This is a genomic window from Streptomyces blastmyceticus, assembly GCF_039521185.1.
GTDB classification, from domain to species: Bacteria; Actinomycetota; Actinomycetes; order Streptomycetales; family Streptomycetaceae; genus Streptomyces; species Streptomyces blastmyceticus.
On record NZ_BAAABW010000028.1, the window covers coordinates 38,786 to 59,622 of the forward strand.

At 72.0% G+C, this 20,837-nt stretch carries 21 protein-coding genes; 9 read left to right on the forward strand and 12 right to left on the reverse strand.

Going from position 1 to position 20,837, the window contains the following annotated elements; translation table 11 throughout:
- Nucleotides 1–10 precede the first annotated feature (10 nt).
- Nucleotides 11–1,219 carry a cytochrome P450 gene (locus ABD269_RS27805; protein ID WP_301893480.1) on the reverse strand — a complete coding sequence of 403 codons (1,209 nt, stop codon included), beginning with the start codon at nt 1,217–1,219 and terminating at the stop codon, nt 11–13.
- A gap of 340 nt (nt 1,220–1,559) precedes the next feature.
- On the opposite strand from ABD269_RS27805, the gene ABD269_RS27810 reads away from it, so the two are divergent.
- Genes ABD269_RS27810 through ABD269_RS27825 form a run of 4 tightly spaced genes read left to right on the forward strand, consistent with a single transcriptional unit; the run spans nt 1,560 to nt 4,490 of the window.
- Entirely contained in the window at nt 1,560–1,745 is a 186-nt protein-coding gene (locus ABD269_RS27810) for a hypothetical protein (RefSeq protein WP_116213139.1), read from the forward strand.
- Entirely contained in the window at nt 1,742–2,485 is a 744-nt protein-coding gene (locus ABD269_RS27815) for a hypothetical protein (protein WP_344122254.1), read from the forward strand. Before ABD269_RS27810 ends, ABD269_RS27815 begins: the two co-directional genes overlap by 4 nt.
- Nucleotides 2,482–3,399 (forward strand): DUF6895 family protein, encoded by a 918-nt coding sequence (locus ABD269_RS27820; protein ID WP_344122256.1) that lies wholly within the window; start codon nt 2,482–2,484, stop codon nt 3,397–3,399. Before ABD269_RS27815 ends, ABD269_RS27820 begins: the two co-directional genes overlap by 4 nt.
- A complete protein-coding gene (locus tag ABD269_RS27825) occupies nt 3,396–4,490 on the forward strand; it encodes a serine hydrolase domain-containing protein (protein ID WP_344122258.1) in 1,095 nt (364 codons plus the stop codon). Before ABD269_RS27820 ends, ABD269_RS27825 begins: the two co-directional genes overlap by 4 nt.
- Here the strand turns inward: ABD269_RS27825 and ABD269_RS27830 are convergent.
- The 5 genes from ABD269_RS27830 to ABD269_RS27850 all read right to left on the reverse strand — a co-directional run bounded on the left by ABD269_RS27830 (nt 4,392) and on the right by ABD269_RS27850 (nt 10,569).
- Entirely contained in the window at nt 4,392–5,291 is a 900-nt protein-coding gene (locus ABD269_RS27830) for a LysR family transcriptional regulator (protein ID WP_344122259.1), read from the reverse strand. The two genes, ABD269_RS27825 and ABD269_RS27830, sit on opposite strands and share 99 nt — an antisense overlap.
- A 250-nt stretch (nt 5,292–5,541) precedes the next feature.
- Nucleotides 5,542–7,308, reverse strand: a complete 1,767-nt coding sequence (locus ABD269_RS27835; RefSeq protein WP_344122260.1) for a dipeptide ABC transporter ATP-binding protein — start codon at nt 7,306–7,308, stop codon at nt 5,542–5,544.
- Nucleotides 7,305–8,120: an ABC transporter permease gene (locus ABD269_RS27840; protein WP_301893490.1), complete on the reverse strand. Its 816-nt coding sequence runs from the start codon at nt 8,118–8,120 to the stop codon at nt 7,305–7,307. Before ABD269_RS27840 ends, ABD269_RS27835 begins: the two co-directional genes overlap by 4 nt.
- A complete protein-coding gene (locus tag ABD269_RS27845; protein WP_344122262.1) occupies nt 8,120–9,061 on the reverse strand; it encodes an ABC transporter permease in 942 nt (313 codons plus the stop codon). Before ABD269_RS27845 ends, ABD269_RS27840 begins: the two co-directional genes overlap by 1 nt.
- A complete protein-coding gene (locus tag ABD269_RS27850) occupies nt 9,058–10,569 on the reverse strand; it encodes an ABC transporter substrate-binding protein (protein ID WP_301893492.1) in 1,512 nt (503 codons plus the stop codon). Before ABD269_RS27850 ends, ABD269_RS27845 begins: the two co-directional genes overlap by 4 nt.
- Before the next feature lie 220 nt (nt 10,570–10,789).
- On the opposite strand from ABD269_RS27850, the gene ABD269_RS27855 reads away from it, so the two are divergent.
- Nucleotides 10,790–11,791 (forward strand): TauD/TfdA family dioxygenase, encoded by a 1,002-nt coding sequence (locus tag ABD269_RS27855; RefSeq protein WP_344122263.1) that lies wholly within the window; start codon nt 10,790–10,792, stop codon nt 11,789–11,791.
- A 172-nt stretch (nt 11,792–11,963) separates the two neighbouring features.
- Here the strand turns inward: ABD269_RS27855 and ABD269_RS27860 are convergent, their stop codons facing one another.
- Together ABD269_RS27860 and ABD269_RS27865 are read right to left on the reverse strand one after the other, a co-directional pair.
- Complete coding sequence (locus ABD269_RS27860) at nt 11,964–12,623, reverse strand: 4'-phosphopantetheinyl transferase family protein (RefSeq protein ID WP_344122264.1); 660 nt, start codon at nt 12,621–12,623, stop codon at nt 11,964–11,966.
- Nucleotides 12,620–13,477, reverse strand: coding sequence for a metallophosphoesterase family protein (locus ABD269_RS27865; RefSeq protein WP_344122710.1), 858 nt, complete (start codon nt 13,475–13,477; stop codon nt 12,620–12,622). Before ABD269_RS27865 ends, ABD269_RS27860 begins: the two co-directional genes overlap by 4 nt.
- 285 nt (nt 13,478–13,762) lie before the next feature.
- Here ABD269_RS27865 and ABD269_RS27870 point away from each other — a divergent pair, with 285 nt between their 5' ends.
- From ABD269_RS27870 to ABD269_RS27885, 4 genes are all read left to right on the forward strand, one after another.
- Nucleotides 13,763–14,281 carry a hypothetical protein gene (locus ABD269_RS27870; protein ID WP_301893496.1) on the forward strand — a complete coding sequence of 173 codons (519 nt, stop codon included), beginning with the start codon at nt 13,763–13,765 and terminating at the stop codon, nt 14,279–14,281.
- 112 nt (nt 14,282–14,393) lie between these two features.
- Nucleotides 14,394–15,236, forward strand: a complete 843-nt coding sequence (locus ABD269_RS27875) for a DUF4097 family beta strand repeat-containing protein (protein WP_344122267.1) — start codon at nt 14,394–14,396, stop codon at nt 15,234–15,236.
- Nucleotides 15,237–15,308: 72 nt separating this feature from the next.
- Complete coding sequence (locus ABD269_RS27880) at nt 15,309–16,301, forward strand: ATP-binding cassette domain-containing protein (RefSeq protein WP_344122269.1); 993 nt, start codon at nt 15,309–15,311, stop codon at nt 16,299–16,301.
- Nucleotides 16,298–17,083, forward strand: coding sequence for an ABC transporter permease (locus tag ABD269_RS27885; protein ID WP_301893501.1), 786 nt, complete (start codon nt 16,298–16,300; stop codon nt 17,081–17,083). Before ABD269_RS27880 ends, ABD269_RS27885 begins: the two co-directional genes overlap by 4 nt.
- Nucleotides 17,084–17,172: 89 nt before the next feature.
- Here ABD269_RS27885 and ABD269_RS27890 read toward each other — a convergent pair whose 3' ends face one another.
- The 4 genes from ABD269_RS27890 to ABD269_RS27905 are packed head-to-tail and all read right to left on the reverse strand — an operon-like array spanning nt 17,173 to nt 20,807.
- Nucleotides 17,173–18,426 (reverse strand): ATP-grasp domain-containing protein, encoded by a 1,254-nt coding sequence (locus tag ABD269_RS27890; RefSeq protein WP_344122272.1) that lies wholly within the window; start codon nt 18,424–18,426, stop codon nt 17,173–17,175.
- A 38-nt stretch (nt 18,427–18,464) separates the two neighbouring features.
- On the reverse strand, nt 18,465–18,785 hold the full coding sequence (locus ABD269_RS27895) for an AzlD domain-containing protein (RefSeq protein ID WP_301893505.1): 321 nt from the start codon (nt 18,783–18,785) through the stop codon (nt 18,465–18,467).
- Complete coding sequence (locus ABD269_RS27900) at nt 18,786–19,661, reverse strand: AzlC family ABC transporter permease (protein ID WP_344122712.1); 876 nt, start codon at nt 19,659–19,661, stop codon at nt 18,786–18,788.
- A 15-nt stretch (nt 19,662–19,676) separates the two neighbouring features.
- Nucleotides 19,677–20,807, reverse strand: a complete 1,131-nt coding sequence (locus ABD269_RS27905) for an acyl-CoA dehydrogenase family protein (protein ID WP_344122274.1) — start codon at nt 20,805–20,807, stop codon at nt 19,677–19,679.
- Nucleotides 20,808–20,837 lie beyond the last annotated feature (30 nt).

Sequence of the window (20,837 nt, forward strand, 5' to 3'; positions counted from 1 at the left end):
GATCCGCTCCTTACCAGGCGACCGGCAGGGCGAGCGGATAACGCCAGATCGAGACGGTGTTCCACTGCACCTCCTCCGCCGGTACGGCCAGCCGCAGTTCGGGAAAACGGTTGAGCAGGGTGCCGATGGAGACCTGGAGCACCATGCGGGCCATGTGGGAGCCCAGGCAGTGGTGGCTGCCGTATCCGAAGGCCATGTGGCCCGCGGGGTCCTTGCGCTCGAAGTCCAGCTCGTCGGGGTGTTCGTAGACGAGCTCGTCGCGGTTGGCGGTGAGGTACGACACGTGGACCGTGTCGCCCTCCTTGATGATCACCCCGTCGAGGTCGACGTCCTCCAGGGCCACCCGGGGAATGCCCACGCCCTGGCGGAACGGGATGAACCTCAGCAGCTCCTCGATGGCCCGCGGGAACAGCTCGGGCCGCTCCCGCAGCTGGAGCAGGTGCTTGGGGTGGGTGAGCAGGGTGTAGATGATGTTGCTGATGTCGTAGGTGGTGGTGTCGTGGCCGGTGACGACCAGGAGCATGGCGAGCACGGCCAGCTCGTCCTCGTCGAGCATCTCGTCGCCGATCCGGGCGGTGGCGAGTGAACTGATCAGGTCGTCGCCGGGGTTGCGCCGGCGCTCCTTGCCGAGCTCCTGGAAATAGGCGCGCAGGCCGGCCTTCGCCTCGGCCGCCGAGGTCTTGTCGGCGGCGGCCATGGACATCATGGCCATCGCCCAGCGGCGCAGCTGCGCCCGGTCCGGCTCGGGGATGTCGAGCAGCTCGCAGATGGTCATCAGCGGGAGCCGGCCCGCGAGGTGGTCGGCGACGTCGGCCGGGGCGCCGTGCTCGACCATGTCGTCCAGCAGGGCGTCGACCGTCTTCTGGGTCCAGGGTCTCAGCTCCTCCACCTGCTTGGTGGTGAAGGCCTTGACGATCAGCTTGCGGACCCGGTTGAGGTCGGGAGGGTCCATCACATTGATCGCCTCGGACTGGACGATGGGCGCCGGGGTGATCCGCGGGAAGTCCATGCCGACCAGCGCGGCCCGGCTGAAGCGCTTGTCAGAAGTGACCGTCTGCACGTGGTCGTAGCTCGTCACTAGCCAGCAGCGGCCCTCGCCGTACGGCATCCGCACCCGGACGACGGGGGCCTCCGTCCGCATCCGGGTCATGAACGGATCGGGCTCCAGAGCCTCGTCATGACGGAAGGGACAGCTTCGCACGGAGTCCGAAGTGGTCATCGCAGCACTCCCATTCGCACAGGGCCCCGCCGATGGCGCGCCAGCCTATTTTCAGACCATGCCGCAATGGCAAGCCCGCCACACGACAAGGCGCCGCGATTCACCCGGACGATGGATTTCTCATGGAATCACCGACAACATCCCCCTCTCCGCCAACTTTTTCCTCTTTACTTCGCCGCTCCCGTTTTGCCCGCAATAGCAGGGGACCCGGCCCGGTCGGCCCCGGTCCCCCATTTGCCTCTTCCGGTTGCCTCTCGAGCTGCGGACGCGCAGCGATGCTCTTAGAGTCGAATCCGGCATCACTGGACAAGTGATGACATTTCGCTGCAAGGAGACTCTGATGCTCGCTCAAGAAACCCTCCGACTCGTCGCGACCCCCACCGAGGCGGCCGCGATCGGAACACTGATGGTGGAGCCGGAAGCCACGGTCAGTGATCCGCCACTGCCCGCACCCGAAGCGGCGGGCTTCCTGCTCGCGCTGCTCCTCCTGTCCCCCAAGGAGCCGAAGGAGCCGAAGGGCAAGTGAGCTCGCGGGCGGATTTCGCCGCGGCGGCCGATGATCTGGCGATCCGTGTCCTTGGTGCCCTGCGGGGCGCCAAGGGCACGGCGCTCGTTGCCCGCCACATCGACAGCGCCCCCGACGCCCTGGCGGCCCTCGCCGCGATCCGGGTGATCGGTGCGGACACCTTCTCCCCGTACGTCCTGGCCGGCGCGGCCTTCCACGCCGAGGACGCGGCCGCCGTGGCCCGCTCCTTCGAGGCGTTCCCGCTGCCGGGCAGCGGGCCCTCGGCCCCCGTGGACGAACGGACCGCCGCCTGGCGCGACTGGGCGACGGCACAACTGCTCTCCCGGCTGGGCGGGGACGGCGCCTGGCGCGTGGACGCCGCGCAGCCCGAGGGCGACGTCGCCCTCGCCGACACCGCGGACTGGCAGCGCTGGTCCGTGCGCATGGCCCAGCTGGCGACCCTCGCCACTCCCGGACTCGAAGGGCCGGTGCACGACGCCGCCCGCGGCGCGGCCCTGCCGCTGAGCCGGGGCGTCACCCGCTCCGTCCTGCGCCGCGACTTCCCCACGGCGGTGCGCCTGATCCGCTGGCTGGCGTGGCTCGCCCACGAGGGCGTGCCGCTCCCGCTGGAACCGCTGCTCGCGCTCGAACACGTACGGCTGCTGGGCGGCGAGAGCCCGCGGACGGCCCTGGACCTGGCCGTCGCGCGCCACCTGCTCGAAGGACGGCACCACCAGGGCACGCAGGAGGTACGGACATGACGGTTCCCGAGCCCGTGGCCACCGCGGCCCGCAGCATGGCCGACCGGGCCCTGTCCTGGCTGCACGCCAACCGCGCCCACGGTGCCCTCCCGGAAGGCACCACGGAGACGATCGCCGACCCCGACAGCGTCTACAAGCCGCTCGGCGAGACCACCCTCGCCGCCTCCATCCTGCTGCGCGACGGCGTCGCCGGGGCAGGCCAACTGGTCGCCGCGCAGGCCCTGATGGACTTCACCTGGCAACAGCTGCGCGAGGGCGACATGCTCTACGAGCGCCAGCTCCGGCACACCCTGATGACCGACCCGCTGGAGATGTACGCGCCCTTCGTCCGCTGCGGCTACCGCCACGCCGACCTCGACCGGCTGCTCGCCCACCGCGCCCGGCTGCGCTCGGTCGACGGCGTCGAGCTGCTGCCCAACCGCCGCCTCGCCGTCGCCAACGCCGCCCGCGTCGCCGGGCTCGACCACGACGCCGACTGGGCGGCGCTCGCCCGCGCCACCTGGCTCGGCGCCACCCCCGAGCCCTGGGCGATCAACTGGATCACCGCCTACGCGATGACCCACACGGTCTTCCACCTCACCGACTGGGGCGGCCGCCCGCACGGCCTGCCGCCCGACCTCACCGCCTACGTACGGACCTGGCTGCCGGTGTGGATCGACATCTGGCGCGAGGTCGGACAGTGGGACCTCGTCGCGGAGTTGCTCATCGTCGGCGCCTCCCTGGACGAGCCCTACTGCGAGCCCTCCGACTGGGAGGCCATCGCCGCACTCCAGCACGAGGACGGTTTCGTCCCCCGGGACGCCGACCCCGTCGACGACGACCCGCTCCAGCGCTTCAAGGACCACCAGCACACCGTCGTCGTCACCGCCGTCGCGGGCTCCATCGCGCTCGCACGCGCGGCGCGCGAGCCGTGAGCACGGCGCTCGACAGATTCCTCACGCCCCTCCTGGGCGCCGCCGACGGCGCACACGCCGTGGCCGTCGCGGCGGTGCGCGGCGAGGAGTGCGCGGTGCTGTGCCGGGGGCCCGCCGAGCCCGGCACGCGCTTCGAAGTCGGCTCCCTGACCAAGACGTTCACGGCACTGCTCCTCGCCGAGCTCGTCGCCCGGGGGGAGGTCCACTACGCCGACCCCGTGGACCGCTATCTGCCGAGCGCCGTACCGGGCCCGCCGATCACCCTGCTGCACCTGGCCACCCACACCGCCGGCCTGCCCCGGCTGCCACCGGGGCTGATCGGCCGGGAGGCGCGCGCCGCGTGGTTCAGCAATCCGTACGCGGCCTTCACCTCCGCCGACCTGCTGGCCGCCCTCCCCCGCACCCGGCTGCACCACCGCCCCGGCACCCGGGTGCGCTACTCCAACTACGGCGTGGGCCTGCTCGGTCACACCCTGGCCCGCGCCGCGGGCGGTGACTACGCGGAGCTGCTCACCGAGCGCGTCCTCGCGCCGCTCGGCCTGACCGACACCGACTGCGACCCGTACCGCCCCCAGGCCCTCGGCCACTGGCACGGCAGGCCGCGGCCGCCCTGGCTCATCCCCGGGCTGCCCGCCGCGGGTGCCCTGCGCTCCAGCGCCCGCGACCTCCTCCGCTTCCTGCTGGCCCTGCTCGCGCCCGACCGCGCAGACCTCACCGGCCTGCCCCCGAGCCTGCGGGCCGCGCTCGCCGACGTGCAACGCCCCCGGCTGGCCCTGCCCCGCACGGGCAACCGCGTCTGTCTCGTCTGGAACCTGCGCCCCCGCGGCGGGCGTCCGCTGCTCCATCACTCCGGCGGGACAAGGGGGTTCAGCGCCTTCGCCGGCTTCCTGCCCGGCTCCGGCTGCGCGCTCGCGGCCCTGGCGGACACGGCCCCGACGCCGCTGGCGCCCTTCATCCAGGCCGCGTACGGCACGCTGTGCGCACTCGACGGCTCAGCCGCCGGCCACGTGCCGGGCGACCGTGGCCGCGAACTCCCGGGCGGAGGGCGAGAGAGCCGACCACTGCCGGGCGGCCCAGCCCACGTCCAGTGACGGGATGCCGGTGACGGGGATCAGCCGGACGCCGTCGCGGGACTGGTCGCGCAACCCCGGCACCGCGGGTATCAGCGCGTGCCCCAACCCCAGTTCCGCGAGGAGCAGGGCGGTGTCCCAGTCGGTGGCCCGGGTGGTGGTGGCGCGCGGCGGGAGGCCGTGCGCGCCCAGATAGTGCTCCACCTGACGGCCCGAACTCGTCCCCGCGGGCGGCCGGATGAGCCGGGTCCTGGCCAGGTCCTCGGCGCACAGCGCGGTCTCCCGCGCCAGCGGGTCGTCCGGCCGCACGGCGAGCACCCACTCCAGGCTGACGACCGGCCGCAGTTCGACGCCCTGGACGTCGCCGTCCGGGGCGATGGTCACCCAGGCCAGGTCGACGGAACCGGCCCGCAGCACGTCCAGGCAGCGGCCGCTGGACCGCTCGGTGTGGAACTCCAGGCCCACGTCCGGGAACGCGCCGTTGAAGTCCTTGATGGCCGGGCCCAGGAAATTGCGGATCGTCGTGGCACCGGTCGCGATGACGACCCCGCCGCCGTGCCCGGTGCGCAGCTCCTCCAGCAGCCGCATCCCCTCGGCCAGGGCGGTGAGGCTGTCGGCGGCGGCACGCTGGAGGATCCGGCCGGCGGGAGTGGGCACGACGCCCCTCGGCTGGCGCTCCATCAGGGGCAGGCCGATCTCCTTCTCCAGCCTGCGGACGTGCTGGCTGACCGCGGATTGCGTGCAGTTCATCTCGCGGGCCACGGCGCTGAGGTTGCGGGCCTCGCACACCATGACGAACACCTTCAGGTCGTCCAGAGTCATGGGGTGAAGCTTAAGCTTTTACTTGGAGCTGTGATGGCAACTCTTAGGATTGACTGTGTGGGTGACAGGGAGCCATGATCTGGGACGACGGCGGCAACCTGTGCGCGGCGATCGGCTCCGAGCATGCGCGGGGGCGACCGTGACGTAGCCGCAACCAGGTGCCGACCGTCCCGCCAATTCCAGCCCGTGGGGGCACCTCCCAGCGGTAGCTGGGGGAGTTTGAGGACCGGGGTCCGGGGCGGAGCCCCGGTTACGGGAAGGGGCGGGGTGGGGAAAAGCTCCGGTCCAGCACCGGGACCGCATCCAACAGCTGCCGCGTATAAGGGTGTTGCGGATCGTCCCACACCTCCGCCACCGGACCCCGCTCCACCACCCTCCCCCCTCTCATCACCACCACGTCGTCGCACAGGTACCGGATCACCCCCAGGTCGTGCGACACCACGCACAGCCCCATCCCTCGCTCCCCCGTCACTCCCCGCAGCACGTCGAGGATCTGGGCGCGCACCGAGACGTCGAGGGCGCTCACCGGCTCGTCGGCGAGCAGTACCGAGGGGTTCGGGGCGAGGGCGCGGGCGATGGCGATGCGCTGGCGCTGGCCGCCGGAGAACTGGTGGGGGTAGCGGGTCGCCGCGTCCGCCGGGAGGCCCACCGCGGTCAGCAGTTCCGCGACCCGGCCGGGGGAAGCCGCACCGCGCAGGGGCTCGGCGACGATGTCCCGTACGCGCATGCGCGGGTCGAGGGAGCCCATGGGGTCCTGAAAGACGACCTGGAGGCCCGCTCCGTCCGCGGTCTCGACCGTGCCCGCCGTCGGCCGGTCGAGACCGGCGAGCAGCCGCAGCAGCGTCGTCTTGCCGGAACCCGACTCGCCGACGACCCCGAGGCGCCGGCCCGCGCGCAGTTCCAGGCCGACCTCCTCCAGCGCGGTGAAGTGGGCGCGCGGCGCGAAGGGACGGGGGCGCGGCCGCGCGTAGCGGCGGGTCAGCTTCCGGGCGGTGAGCAGCACCCGCCCGGCCTCCCGGGGCGCCTCCATCGGCGGCGGTGCGGGCTCGGCCGCGGCGGCACCGGTCCTGGGGTGCCAGCAGGCGACCGTTCCGCCCGACGCGTCGGCCACCCGCTCGGGGCGCACGGCGCACGCGTCGTCCGCGTACGCGCACCGGTCGCGGAAGACGCAGCCCTCCGGCAGCGCGCCGGGCGCGGGCACGGTGCCGGGGATCGCCTTCGGGCGGGCGCCGGGCGAGAGGTCGCAGGCGGCGAGGAGTGCCTCGGTGTACGGGTGGGCCGGGCGGGACAGCACCTGTCGCACCGGGCCGCTCTCCACGATCCGCCCGCCGTACATCACCAGCACCCGGTGGCACACGGAGGCGACGAGCGCGAGGTCGTGGCTGATGTAGAGCACCGCCGTGTCGCGCTCCGCGGACAGGCCGGTGATCAGGTCGACGATGTCCTTCTGCACGGTGACGTCGAGGGCGGTGGTCGGTTCGTCGCAGATCAGCAGGGCCGGGTCGTTGGCGAGGGCGATGCCGAGCACGCCGCGCTGCCGCTGCCCGCCGGACAGTTGATGGGGGAAGGCGCGCGCGGCGCGGGCGGGGTCGGGGAGCCGCAGCCGGTCCAGGAGGTCCACCGCCGTGGCCCGCGCGGCGGTGCGCTCCGTACGGGTGCCGTGCAGCCGCAGGGTCTCCGCGATCTGGGGGCCGACCCGCATCACCGGGTTGAGTGCGGTCATCGGCTCCTGGAAGACCATTCCGGCGAGCCGGCCCCGTACGGTCGACAGGTCCCGGTCCGAGGCGCCCACGAGGTCGAAGGGCACGCCGTCGAGCCGGGCGCTGCCGGTGGCCCGCAGCCCGTCGTCGAGGAGGCCGAGCAGCGCGAGCGCGGTGAGGGTCTTGCCGGAGCCCGACTCGCCGATGACGCCGAGCCGTTCGCCGCGCGCGAGGGAGAAGGAGACGTCGCGCACGAGCGGTACGGCACCGGCGTCCACGCCGAGACCGGTGACCTCCAGCAGCGGCGCGGTGGTCATCGGACTCCTTCGAGCGTGGGGTCGAAGCGGTCGCGCAGCCCGTCGCCGAAGAGGTTGAGGCCGAGGACGGCGGCGGCGACGGCGAGCCCGGGCCACAGGCACAGCTCGGGCTTGGAGAAGAGCAGCTCCTGGGAGTCCAGGAGCATGCGGCCCCAGGACGGGGTGGGCGGCGGGGTGCCGAGGCCCAGGTAGGACAGGGCGGCCTCGGCGAGCACGGCGGTGGCGAAGGCGACGGACACCTGGACGATGAGCACGTCCCGGATGTTCGGCAGGACGTGCCGCCAGGCGATGGCCGTACGCGAGCGCCGGGCGAGCCGGGCCGCGTCGATGTACTCGGCGGCCATGACGCGCAGGGTGGCCGCCCTGCCGACCCGGGCGAAGCCGGGCGCCGAGGCGATGCCGATGGCCGTCATCGCGGTGAGCGTGCTGGTGCCGTAGACCGCCGCCAGCATGATGGCGAGCAGCAGCGCGGGGAACGCCAGCAGGAAGTCGCCCACCCGCATGACCAGCGCGCCGAGGGCGCCGTCGGACATCCCCGCGGCGATCCCCGCGGGCACCCCGAGGAGGACGGCGAAGCCGACGGCCACCACCCCGACGAAGACGGTGGTGCGGGCGCCGGTCATCAGCCGGCTGGCCACGTCCCGGCCGAACTGGTCGGTGCCCAGCAGGTGTCCGCCGCCGGGCGCCGCCAGCCGGTGGGCCGCGTCGACGTGCATCGGGTCGTAGGGGGTCCACACCAGGGAGAGCAGCGCGGCGGCCAGGACGAGGGCGACCAGGGCGCCACCGGCCGCCAGCGTGGCACGGTGTCTCATCAGCGGCTCCGCAGCCTGGGGTCGAGCAGGTGGTAGAGCAGGTCGGTGACGACGTTCACCACGAGCACGGCCACCACGAGGACGATCACCACGCCCTGCACCAGCAGCAGATCGCGGTCGGCCACACCTTGCAGCAGCAGGTCGCCGAGGCCGGGGATGACGAAGACGCGCTCCACGACGACGGCGCCGACGAGCAGCGTGCTGAGCTGGAGGCCGAGCACCGTGAGGACGGGGACGGCCGCGTTGGGCAGGCCGTGCCGCCACAGTGCGGCGCGGCGGCGCCTGCCCTTGGCGCGGGCGGTCCGCAGGAAGTCCTGGTGCAGGACGGTCAGCACGGCCGAGCGCACATAGCGGGTGAGGACGGCGCCCTGCACCAGGCCCAGCGACAGGCACGGCAGGGCGAGGTGGCGCGCCCATTCGCCGGGATCCTCGGCGAGCGGGGTGTAGCCGCCCGCGGGCAGGGCGCCCGCCCGGACCGCGAAGACGTAGACGAGGAGGATGCCCGCGAGGAAGGCGGGGACGGCGATGCCCGCCTGGCTGAGCGCGGACAGCAGCGCGCCCGCGGCCCTGCGGTGCCAGGCGGCGGCCAGCACCCCGGCGGGCAGCGCGAGCAGGACGGCCACGAGCATGCCGCCGAGCGCCAGCCAGCAGGTGACGCCGAGGCGGTCGGTGATCCGGGGGCCGATGAGGTCGTGGGTGACGTAGGAGGTGCCGAAGTCGCCGTGCAACAAACCCTGGCCCCAGTCGAGATACTGCGTGACCAGCGGCCGGTCGGTGCCGAATTCGTGCCGCAGCGCCGCCACGGCGTCCGGGGTGGCGTTGGTGCCGAGGGCCACCTCGGCGGGGTCGCCGGGCAGCACGGCCAGGAACGCGAAGACCACGAAGCTCGCGATCACCGCGCTGATCAGCAGCGAGGCGAGCTTGCGCAGCAGCAGTCTCACTTCTTGGCCCACCGGACGCCGGTGAGCTCGAAGCCCTCGCCGACCTGGTTGACGGGCAGGCCGGTGAGGTTCTTGTCGGCCACCATGAGGTTGGGCATCAGATAGAGCCAGTCGGCGGCCGCGTCGTCGGACAGCAGCCGGGCCGCCTCGCGGTAGCGGGCGGTCTCGTCCGCGGGCTTCCCGGCGTCGCCCTCCTTGAGGAGCCTGCCGTACTCGGGGTTGTCGTAGTGGAAGTAGTAGCCGCTGTCCGCGAAGGTCCACAGGTCGCGCGGCTCGGCGTGGTCGATGATCGACATGTCGTAGTCGCCCTTGGTGAAGACCTCCGACAGCCAGCGCGCGGGGAACTCCAGCGGCTCGATCTCCACCTTCAGCCCGACCTGGTCGAGCTGGGACTTCACGACCTGGGCGGCGGAGACCGCGTACGGCATGTTGGGCACCCGCAGCCGCAGGCTCTTCCCCTCCGCACCCGCGTCCTTGAGGAGCGCCTTCGCCTTGGCCGGGTCGTACGGATAGCGGCCGGTGAGGTCCTCGTACCAGGGGTCGGTGGGGGTGGCCATCGTGCCGATGAGCTTGCCGTGGCCGGAGCGCGCGGTGTCGACGAGCGCCTTGTGGTCGATGGCGTAACGGACGGCCTGGCGGACGCGCTTGTCCTTGAACGGCTCCCGGGCGTTGTTCATCGACAGGACCACCTCGCCGGTGGAGGTGCCCTCGATGGTCCGGAAGCGGTTGGTGTCGGCGAAACGGGACAGCGACTCGGGGGCCTGGACCGTGCCGAGGACGTCGATGCCGTTGGTGAGCATGGCGTTGTTCATCGCCCCGGCGTCCTTGAAGTACTTCAGGGTCACCTTGCTCAGCTCGGGCTTGGTGCCCCAGTAGGAGGAGTTGCGGTCGAGGACGATGCGCTCGCCGCGGCGCCGCTCCGCCAGCTCGAACGGCCCCGTGCCCACGGGGTGGTTGGCGAGGTCGCCCACGCCGGTGCGGCTGAACATCGCGCCGATGCGCTCCGTCATCGAGAACAGCCAGCCGTTGCTGGGGCGGCTCAGGGTGACCTTGACGGTGTGGTCGTCGGTCTTCTCCGCCTTCTCGACCACGTCCATCTGGCGGGCGATCTTCAGCTTCCAGTCCTTCTTGACGCGGTCGATCGAGAACACCGCGTCGTCGGCCGTGAAGTCGGCGCCGTTGGTGAACTTCACGCCCCGGCGGAGGTGGAAGGTGTACGTCCGGCCGTCGTCGGAGCGTTCGTACCGCTCGGCGAGGTGCGGCTGGATCCTGCCCTGCTGATCGAGGCGGACCAGCCCCTCGTAGACGCTGCCCAGCATCGCCTGGGGAATGGCCGCGCCGTCGGTGGTGGTGAAGTCCAGGCTCGCCGGCTCGGCGATGAGCCCGACGGACAGGGTGTCGGTGGCACCGGAAGCGGATGATCCGCCACCGGAACCACATCCGGCCAGCACGCCCCCGAGCAGGGCGCAGCCGGCCACGAGGACGGGCAATCGCTTCGACCTGGTCACTGTGTCTCCGCACGGACTTGGAATCGGTGGCCCTCGGCAAACCATTCCACGGGATATCGGGCCGCGCCATGGATCGAACGCGTAGGTGATCGACTTCACGCATCCTTACCCGGAACGAGGGCGATTGCCACCAACTCAATTGACCATGAAGCGCGTTCGGCTCATGATCGACGGTAGCTTCCCGCGCGCATCCGCTTCTTCCGGCCAGAGTGGAGTCCGTATGACCTCGATCCTCACCGAGCCCGTCACCGGCCCCAGCGCCTGGCGCGCCGCCGACTTCACCGGCGAGGACGACTGGGTGGTGACCCTCACGCCGGAAGAGATCCACGAGCTCGACGCGGCGCTGACCTCGGCCAGGATCCGTGAACTGCCCCTCGAAGCACTGACGATGGCCGACTTCCCGCTCCCCGCACTGGGCAAGACACTCGAAAGGGCCGTGCAGGACCTGGAGTTCGGGCGCGGCTTCACCGTGCTGCGCGGCCTGCCCGTCGAACGGTGGACGCCGGACGAGGCCCGGCTCGCCTACTGGGGCATCGCCCTGCACCTGGGCACCCCGGTCTCGCAGAACGCCGACGGGGAGCTGATCGCCCACGTCAAGGACTACGACGAGGGCGGCCTCGACAACCCCGCCACGCGCGCCTACCGCACGCGCAACGCTCTGCCCTTCCACACCGACAGCTCCGACATCGTGGGCCTGCTCTGCCTGCGCGGCGCCGGGCAGGGCGGCGGCGTCAGCACCCTGGCCAGCTCCATGACCGTGCACAACCACCTGCTCGCCCACCACCGGGAGCTGCTCGGCCTCTACTACCGCGGCTTCGTCTACGACCGGCGCACGGAGGAGGGCTCACAGGAGCTGCCCTATTACCGCAACGCCGTGTACGGCTATTTCGACGGGCAGTTGAGCTGCCGTTTCTATATGACGCACTACATCGAATCAGCGGTCGCGAAGACCGGGATTCCGCTGAGCGGGATCGAGCGGCACGCGTTGCGGTTGTTCCAGGACATCGCCGAGCGGGACGATCACCGGGTGGAGATGACCTTGCGACCGGGGGATCTTCAGCTGCTCAACAACAATGTGGTCGTGCATGGGCGCTCCGCGTACGAGGACGATCCGGGGCGGCGGCGGGATCTGCTGCGGCTGTGGCTGAACACGCGCTATGCGCGGTGCATTCCGGAGGATTTCGCGCGCTTTCGTCGGGGCATGCCGCGGACGCGGCGCTGAGCGTTTTCGGTGACCTCGGGTGGGGCGCCTGCGGCGGGCTTTTCCCCAGCCCCGCCCCTTCCCGAAACTGGGGCTCGTGCCCCAGACCCCCGGCTGCCGGTCCGTTGCCGCCTGCGGCGGGAGCGGCCTACGGCCGCGTCCTCAAACGCCGGACGGGCTGAGTTTGCGGACCCTAAAGCGCGATCGCCGTCACGACCAGGCCCTCGTCCGCCAGCCAGCGACCCGTGAAGCCGTCCACGCGGCGGCCGTCGACCACCGGGCCCGGCACCAGCAAGCGGGCCGAGAACGTCCGCGCGTCCGGGTCGAATTCGAGCTCCGCTTCGCTGAAGTCGAGCTCCTGGCCGGTGAGGGGGTACCAGGTCTTGAAGACGCTCTCCTTGGCGCTGAAGAGCATGCGGTCCCAGGAGACTTCCGGCCGGCGGGCGGTCAGGCCCGCGAGCCGGGAGCGCTCGCCCGGGAGGGCTATGGCCTCCAGGACGCCGTCGGGCAGCGGTCCGTTCGGCTCGGCGTCGATGCCGATGGACACGGCGTCGGCGGAGCGCGCCACGACGGCGGCGCGGTAGCCGTCGCAGTGGGTCATGCTGCCCACCACACCGGCGGGCCAGCCCGGGGCGCCGCGCCGGTTGGGGAGCAGGGGCACCGGGTCCAGGCCGAGCCGCCCGAGCGCCTTGCGCGCGCACGCCCGTACGGTCGCGAACTCGCCCTGCCGCTTGGGCACCGCGCGCGCCACGTGGGCCGCCTCCTCGGGGAGGAGCAGGTGTGCCACATCAGCCGGAAGAGCGCCGAAATCCTCCTCCGAGACACTCACCGAAGGCAGTATGCGCTCGATCACCGTGCTGTTCCTCGCTGTTCGTCGGCCGGTCGGGGCAGGATCTGCCGCAGTGGTTCACGCGGTGGCCTGGGCCGCCACTCGCGCGGATAGCCGACGGAGACCTCCTCGAAGCGGACTCCGTCGTGCCAGGTGACGCGCGGGATGTGGAGATGGCCGTAGACCACGGCCGCCGCGCGGAACCTGCGGTGCCAGTCGGCGGTCAGCTCGGTGCCGCACCACTGGGCGAAGTCGGGGTACCGCAGGATCTCCGTGGGGTGCCGCACCAGCGGGAAGTGGTTGACGAGGACGGTGCGGTGCGCGGGGTCGACGGCAGCCAGCCTGCGCTCGGTGAACTCCACCCGCGCGCGGCACCAGTCGTCGCGCCCCGGATAGGGGTCCGGGTGCAGGAAGTGCTCGTCGGCGCAGACCACTCCCGCCTCGTGGGCCCGGCGCAGGGACTCCTCCTTGGAGTCGGCGCCGGGCACGCGGAAGGAGTAGTCGTAGAGCACGAAGAGCGGGGCCACGGCCACCGGGCCGCCCTCGCCCTGCCAGACGGGATAGGGGTCCTCGGGGGTGGCGATGCCCAGGCTCCGGCAGAGCTCCACGAGGTGCAGATAGCGCTTCTCGCCCCGCAGGTCGACGGGGTCCTTGGGGTGGGTCCACAACTCGTGGTTCCCCGGCGCCCAGACGACCTTGGCGAAGCGGCCGGCCAGCAGGCTCAGGGCCCACTCGACGTCGGCGTACTTCTCGGCGACGTCACCGGCGACGATCAGCCAGTCGCCGTCGGTTCTCGGCCGCAGCTGTTCGACGAGAGTGCGATTGTCCTTGTAGACGACGTGCAGGTCACTGACCGCGAGCAAGCTTCCGTTGGGCACCGTGATGTCCTCCCCGGTCTCCGAAACTAATCGATCAACCGTCCGGAAGGAAGCGTTCACGGCCCTTTCCACCCCTGTGGGTCACTTCGCCCGCCACATGGCACCATCTGGTGCCACTCGGCGCCATTCCGCGCCCCCAAAGACCCCTGGGCCACACATGGCACCACGATGACCCAGGCCACCACTTCACGTTTCCGCAGGTCAGATGACCTGACGTCAAACCCGCCCCACTCAAGGCGCCACCCGGGCTTGCGCATGGCGCCATAGTGGTGCCACTATTGCGTCATGGACCTCACCCCGTATGTCGACACCCTCCGCCGCGAACTCGCGGTGGCCGCCGAAGCCGGCGGGGAAGATGCCCGCGAGCTGGCCGAGCGGCTCACCGCTCCTCTGGAGTCGGCGACCCGGCTGACCATGCTCAATGTGCTCTCCGCCGCGATGGGCGAGGTCACCCGCGAGCTCGCCCCCGGCTCGGTCGACGTACGGCTGCGCGGGCTCGACCCCGACTTCGTGGTGACCCTGCCGCCCACCGACGGCGGCGCCCCCACGGAGCCGGCCGCGCCCGCCGAACCACTCAGAGCCCCGGCCCCCGCCGACGGCGACGAGGGCGGCACCGCCCGCGTCAATCTGCGCCTGCCGGCCCACCTCAAGTCCCGCGCCGAGGAGGCCGCGAGCCGCGAGGGCCTGTCGGTCAACGCGTGGCTGGTGCGCGCCGTGTCGGCCGCGGTCGACGGCGGCACCCGGCCGCGTACGCCGGAGAAGACCCGCACCGTCGGACAGAGCATCACGGGCTGGGTGCGCTAGTCGCGCCCCGCCCGCACCACAGCACCTGAACAGCACAGCACCCGCACTACTTCACCCAACACCACGTCCCACCAGCGGGGACGACCTGAAGACCCAAGAGGACGGGACAGCCATGCCTTCTTTCGACACTCCCGAACCGATCTCGGCCACGGCGCACGTGGAGGCCGGGTCCATCCAGTTCATCGCGGGCGACCGCCTCGACACCGTCGTCGAGGTGCGGCCCCGCGAACCGAAGAAGGACCGGGACGTGCGGACGGCCGACCAGACCGAGGTGACGTACGCGAGCGGCGTACTGACGGTCAGGACGCCCAAGTCCGGCCCGTTCGGCCGCACCGGCTGCGTCGACGTGACGGTCGAACTGCCCGCGGGTTCGCGCATCGACCTGACCGGCGCCTGGACCCAGGTGCTCGGCGAGGGCCGGCTCGGCGAGACCCGCGTGAAGACCTCGGCCGGCGACGTCCGCCTCGACACGACCGGCCCGCTGAAGCTGACCGCCTCCCACGGCTCGATCACCGTGGACCGGGTCGAGGGCATGGCCGAGATCACCACCAGCTCCGGCAGCATGCGCGTCGGCCTCGTCGACGGTCCCGCCGTCCTGAAGAACTCGCACGGCACCACGACCGTCGGCGCCGCGACCGGCGAGCTGCGGGTGAGCGGCGCCAACGGCGACATCGACATCGCGCGCGCCGAGTCCTCGGTCACCGCCACCACCGCGCACGGCACCCTGCGCGTGGCCGAAGTGGTTCGCGGCACCGTCCAGTTGGACACCTCCTACGGCGCCATCGAGGTCGGCGTCCGCGAGGGCACGGCCGCCTGGCTCGACGTCAGCTCGGGCGCCGGCCAGGTGCGCAACACGCTCGCCGCGTCCGAGGCCCCGGAGAAGACCGAGGACACCGTCACGGTCCGCGCCCGCACCCGGTACGGCAACGTCGACATCCGCCGCGCCAAGGCCTGAGCGCCTCCGCACCCCGCGCCACCCCCAGCTCGCCCACCCCCTGCTACTTCAGCCTTCGAACGGGAGGGCCCCATGCCTTCTTCTGTCATGCCCACGCCCAGGCGGGCGGACGGTCACCCGTCCCCGGTCGCCGTCTCCACCGTCGGTCTGCGCAAGTCGTACGGCACCAAGACCGTTCTCGACGGCATAGACCTGCGCATCCCGGCCGGTTCGGTCTTCGCGCTGCTCGGGCCCAACGGTGCCGGCAAGACCACCACCGTGCAGATCCTGTCCACGCTCATCGCCGCCGACGGCGGCCAGGCCCAGGTCGCGGGCCACGACGTCGCCACGGCACCGGACGGGGTGCGCGCCGCGATCGGCGTCACCGGGCAGTTCTCCGCCGTCGACGGCCTGATCACCGGCGAGGAGAACATGCTCCTCATGGCGGACCTGCACCACCTGTCCAAGCGCGAGGGGCGGCGGGTCGCCGCCGAGCTGCTGGAGCGCTTCGACCTCACCGAGGCCGCGAAGAAGCCCGCCTCCACCTACTCCGGCGGCATGAAGCGCCGCCTCGACATCGCCATGACGCTGGTCGGCAACCCGCGGATCATCTTCCTCGACGAGCCGACCACCGGCCTCGACCCGCGCAGCCGCCACAACATGTGGGGAATCATCCGCGAGTTGGTCACGGGCGGCGTCACCGTCTTCCTCACCACCCAGTACCTGGAGGAGGCCGACGAGCTCGCCGACCGCATCGCCGTGCTCAACGACGGCAGGATCGCGGCCGAGGGCACCGCGGAGGAGCTGAAGCGGCTGATCCCCGGCGGGCATGTCCGCCTCCGCTTCTCCGACCCGGCCGCCTACCGGAGCGCCGCCCTGGCGCTGCGCGAGGTCACGCGGGACGACGAGGCCCTGTCACTGCAGATCCCCAGCGACGGCACCCAGCGCGAGCTGCGCTCCATCCTCGACTGGCTGGACTCCGTCGGCGTCGAGGCGGACGAGCTGACCGTGCACACCCCCGACCTCGACGACGTGTTCTTCGCCCTGACCGGCGGCACCGACAAGCCCAAGGAGACCGTCCGATGAGCTCTCTGGCCCTCGCCGTGCGCGACTCGTCCACGATGCTGCGCCGCAACCTCCTGCACGCGCGGCGCTACCCGTCGCTCACCCTGAACCTGCTGCTCACGCCGATCATGCTGTTGCTGCTCTTCGTCTACATCTTCGGTGACGCGATGAGCGCGGGCATCGGCGGCGGCGGCCGCTCCGCGTACATCGCGTACATCGTCCCGGGCCTCCTGCTGATGACCGTCGGCAGCACCGTGGTCGGGACCGCGGTCTCCGTCTCCAACGACATGACCGAGGGCATCATGGCCCGCTTCCGCACGATGGCGATCCACCGCGGGTCCGTGCTCATCGGGCACGTCATCGGCAGCGTGCTGCAGTCGATCGCCAGCGTGGTCCTCGTGGGTGCCGTCGCCGTGGCCATCGGCTTCCGGTCCACGCATGCCACGGCCCTGGACTGGCTGGCGGCGTTCGGTCTGATGGCGCTGGTCGCCCTGGCGCTCACCTGGATCGCGGTCGGGATGGGCATGGTCAGCCCGAACGTCGAGGCGGCCAGCAACAACGCGATGCCGCTGATCGTCCTGCCGCTGATCTCCAGCGCCTTCGTCCCGGTCCACGCGATGCCGGGCTGGTTCCAGCCGATCGCCGAGTACCAGCCGTTCACCCCGGCCATCGAGACCCTGCGCGGCCTGCTGCTCGGCACCGAGATCGGCAACAACGGGTGGCTCGCGGTCGCCTGGTGCCTGGCGCTCACCGCGCTCGGCTACTTCTGGTCGAAGGCGGCTTTCAACCGCGAACCGAAGTAGCCGGGAAGGCCGTGCGGGCGGCGCGCTCCGACACAGCGTCGGGGTGCGCCGCCCTGTCGGCGTGGACGCGTCCTGCCGCCTGCGCGCGGCTACGCGGACTCGCGGTCGTACGTCACCACCAGCGTCTTGTCGAGCGCGTCGAAGAGCTCCGCGAGCGACTCGTGGTCGGGGGCCTCGCCGTAGACGATGGCGGCGAACGCCTGGGTGCCCTCGCGCCAGTCGACCGACTGGCCGGGGCGGCGGACGACCTCGACGCGCCGCACGCCCGGCAGGGCCTTCGCCTCCTTGACGCCCGTCATCGAGACGATCTCGCGGGCGGCGAGCGGCGGGGCGAAGAAGCGCTGGAAGGCGATGCCCCGGGGCGCCGGGGCCGTGAGGTCCGCGGGCACCCGGCCCAGGGCGCAGTCGAAGGCGGTGCGGATCATCGGGAAGCCCGTGGCGCGGCCGACGGTGTCGTCGATGAAACCGCCCAGCCTGCCGTTGACCTCGATCAGCCGCGGGCCCTCGGCGGTCAGCTTGAACTCGGTGTGGGCGATGCCGCACGTCACCCCCAGCGCGCGCAGCGCCCGTCCGGTCGCCTCGGTGAGCCGGGCGGCCGTACGGTCGTCGACGTTGCTGGGGAAGAACGCGCCGGTCTCGCGGAAGGGCGCCAGCAGGGGCGGCTTGCCCGTGATGCCCACGTGGACGGTCCGGCCGTCCACGACCACCGACTCCACGGACACGTAGTCACCCCACCGCGGCCCCGCGACGGCGGGGTCCCCGACGAGGTACTCCTCCAGCACCAACTCGCTCTCGCCGGCGGCCAGCAGCTCCTCGACCGTGCGGACGCAGTCCTCCACCGTCCGCGCGAGGACCGTGTTGCGGCTGCCCGCGCCCTGCCGCGGCTTGACGACGGCCGGGGCGCCCACGGCGGCTGCCGCGGCGGCGGCGTCCCCGGGCGCGGAGACGGCGGCGTAGCGGGGCAGCGCGGGGACGCCCGCGGCGGCGAGGGTCGCGCGCTGGAGGTGCTTGTCGACCAGGGCGGCGGCCGTTCCCGGGGAGTGGTAGGCGAGCCCCAGGTGCCGCGCGAGCGCGGCGGTCGCTTCTATGGTGCGGTCGCTGAAAGTGGTGATCCCGTCGATGCCGAGGGCTTCGAGCCGCCGGGTCGTGGCCTCGGCCAAGGGTGATCCGGCGTCGAATTCCACGACGGTGCCGATTTCCCTCAGGAGCGGGAGGTCCTTGGCCACGGTGGCCTCGGACGGGTCGCAGAGGAGCACGAGTTCGCAGTGGCCGGTGGCGGCGACGGCCAGTTGGAGCGGGGTCACGGAGCCGTTGTCGTGGACGACGGCGAGGCGGGGTGGCATTTCAGGGGCCTTTCGGGTCCGAGTGGGACGGGCTCGAATCACCCGCCCAGCAGCTGACGAAGCACGAAGAACGTCACCACTCCGATCGCCGCCACCGCGAGGAAGTTCTTGATGAGGCGGCCGGCGATCAGGGTGACCACGCCGCCGATCAGCGTCGGGACCGCCCAGTCGCCGCCGCCCTCGTACATGGGCGTGACGACCTCGGGGAAGACGAGCGCGGCGAGCACCGCCGCCGGGACGTAGTTCAGGGCCGTCTTCACCGGTCCTGGCAGTTCCCGGTCCTGGAACAGCACGATGGGGAGGTAGCGCGTGGCGAAGGCGCAGGCCGCCATGCCGACGATGAGCAGGGTCAGGAACACTCAGGCCACCTCCGTGGACTTCGCGCGCTTCTTCTCCCAGACATCGCAGCCCGCGCCGATCGCCGCGCCGCCGAGGGTCGCGACGACGAGCCCGAGGTTGTACGGGAGGGGGTGCGCGGCCAGGGCGAGCGCTCCGGCGCCGAGCACCGCGGCCCACACCTTCCAGTTGACCATCGCGCCCGCCATCATGGCGATGAAGATCGCCGTCATGGGGAATTCGAGGCCCTGGCTGGCGATGTCCGGTACGGCCGAGCCGAGGATCATGCCCAGGACGAGGGACGTGATCCAGTTGGCGAACATCGCCATGGAAGCGCCCAGGAAGTACCACTGCCGGTCCCGGATGCCGGTCAGCGTCTTGAACTTGTCGACGACGACGAAGAAGACCGCGTCGACCAGCCCGAAGGCCAGCAGCGCCCGCCAGCGCTGCGGCAGGTCCCGCATGTGGGGCCGGAGCATGATCGCGTAGATCATCATCCGCAGGCTCAGCACGAGGGTGGTGAGCAGGATGATCGGCCAGCCCACGCCGTCGCGCAGCAGCTGCTGGCCGGCCAGCATCGCGGTGCCGGAGTTGACGGCGGCGGCCATGGCGACGGTGCCCGCCCAGCCGATGCCCCCGGCGATGCCGGCGGCCCCGGCGATGATGCCCATGGGGAACGCGCCGATCATGAACGGGGTCATGGCCCGCGCGCCCGCCCAGAACTCGGTCCGGTGGGCGTCCCCGCCACCGGACGCGGCGCCTCCGTCGGCGGCGGCGGTGTCCCCGCCGTCCGCCGCGGCCGCCACCGGCTCATGCGTGCCGACGCGTTCGTCCGCCGCACCGGACTCCTTGGTCCCGCTGCATACGGGCTCGTCCAACGGGTCCACCTCCCTCCACATAGTCACCTGGGGAATTTATGCAGGCTGCGAATGCCCCCGGCCGGTCAGTCTGTCCTTGAGCAACGGGGCCACCTCGCTGCGCAGCTCGGCGGGCGAACCCAGGCGGAGAGACTCCACCGCGGCGCGACGATAGAACAGTTGAGCGTCGCTGTCTTCCGTCATCCCGTACGCACCGTGCACCTGCATGGTCTCCGCGGCGATCTTCCGTGCGGTTTCGGCCGCCATGGCCAGCGCCTGCGCGGCCTCCAGCCGGGGCGCGCCCGCGGGCCGGTCCGCCTCCCAGGCCGCGGCCCGGACGACGAGGCGCACGGCGTCGAGACGGGCGGTGAGGTCGGCCAGCCGCAGCGCGATCACCTGTTGGTGCCCCAAGGGCTTGCCGAATTGCTTGCGGGACTTGGCGTAGGAGACCGCCAGATCGAGCGCCCCCTGACCGAGCCCGACGAGATAGGCGGCCTGCCGGACGCGGGCGCCGTCGAGCACCGCCCGCCAGGCCTCCGCGAGCGTGGTGCCGGCGTCCGTTTCCAGCCAAGTATCGACAGGGGCGCCGTCGAACCCGACCGCGTACAGCTCGCCCCGCCCCAGCTCCTCGTGGCGCCGGACGGTCACCCCGGGCGCGTCCGGCCGTACGAGCGCGGCGCGCACCGTGCCCCCGGCGCGGCCGATCACCAGGAGCTGGTCCGCCTCCGGCACGAAACCGACGAAGGACCGGGAGCCGGTGACGGTGTTCCCGTCCGGGCCGACGGTCAGCGGTGCCGGGTCGGCGGTGGTCCCGGTGCCGGTGTCGCGGGCCGCGAGCGCGATGCGGGTGCCTTCGGCGACGGCGGCGAGGAGCTCGTCCCGCGCGCCGCCGGCGGCTGTGTGCGAGACGAGCTCGGCGGCGGCCGCCGTGTCCAGCAGCGTCCCCTGGTAGAGGACGTCGCCCAACTGCTCGGCGGCGATCGCCCAGGACTCCCGGCCGAGCCCGGCGGACAGGCCGAGATCGGTCAGGGCCTGGTGGATCATGGCCCGGATGTCGGGGTTGTCCTCGGTGTCGGCGTGGGGTGAGCGGTCCGCCATGCGGCGGACGAGGGGGGTGAGCTCTTCGTCCAGGAACTCTTCGAGCTGCTCCTGGAGGGCTTGCTGGCCGGGGCTCAGGGTGGTCTTCATGTGGGTTCCTCAGGTACGGCTCGGAGTGGC

What these genes read in the sequence shown, in the direction of transcription:
- ABD269_RS27805 (WP_301893480.1), bottom strand. Translation starts at nt 1,219, where the DNA reads ATGACCACTTCGGACTCCGTGCGAAGCTGTCCCTTCCGTCATGACGAG.
- ABD269_RS27810 (WP_116213139.1), top strand. Translation starts at nt 1,560, where the DNA reads ATGCTCGCTCAAGAAACCCTCCGACTCGTCGCGACCCCCACCGAGGCG.
- ABD269_RS27820 (WP_344122256.1), top strand. Translation starts at nt 2,482, where the DNA reads ATGACGGTTCCCGAGCCCGTGGCCACCGCGGCCCGCAGCATGGCCGAC.
- ABD269_RS27830 (WP_344122259.1), bottom strand. Translation starts at nt 5,291, where the DNA reads ATGACTCTGGACGACCTGAAGGTGTTCGTCATGGTGTGCGAGGCCCGC.
- ABD269_RS27835 (WP_344122260.1), bottom strand. Translation starts at nt 7,308, where the DNA reads ATGACCACCGCGCCGCTGCTGGAGGTCACCGGTCTCGGCGTGGACGCC.
- ABD269_RS27840 (WP_301893490.1), bottom strand. Translation starts at nt 8,120, where the DNA reads ATGAGACACCGTGCCACGCTGGCGGCCGGTGGCGCCCTGGTCGCCCTC.
- ABD269_RS27855 (WP_344122263.1), top strand. Translation starts at nt 10,790, where the DNA reads ATGACCTCGATCCTCACCGAGCCCGTCACCGGCCCCAGCGCCTGGCGC.
- ABD269_RS27870 (WP_301893496.1), top strand. Translation starts at nt 13,763, where the DNA reads ATGGACCTCACCCCGTATGTCGACACCCTCCGCCGCGAACTCGCGGTG.
- ABD269_RS27875 (WP_344122267.1), top strand. Translation starts at nt 14,394, where the DNA reads ATGCCTTCTTTCGACACTCCCGAACCGATCTCGGCCACGGCGCACGTG.
- ABD269_RS27880 (WP_344122269.1), top strand. Translation starts at nt 15,309, where the DNA reads ATGCCTTCTTCTGTCATGCCCACGCCCAGGCGGGCGGACGGTCACCCG.
- ABD269_RS27885 (WP_301893501.1), top strand. Translation starts at nt 16,298, where the DNA reads ATGAGCTCTCTGGCCCTCGCCGTGCGCGACTCGTCCACGATGCTGCGC.
- ABD269_RS27890 (WP_344122272.1), bottom strand. Translation starts at nt 18,426, where the DNA reads ATGCCACCCCGCCTCGCCGTCGTCCACGACAACGGCTCCGTGACCCCG.
- ABD269_RS27900 (WP_344122712.1), bottom strand. Translation starts at nt 19,661, where the DNA reads ATGTGGAGGGAGGTGGACCCGTTGGACGAGCCCGTATGCAGCGGGACC.
- ABD269_RS27905 (WP_344122274.1), bottom strand. Translation starts at nt 20,807, where the DNA reads ATGAAGACCACCCTGAGCCCCGGCCAGCAAGCCCTCCAGGAGCAGCTC.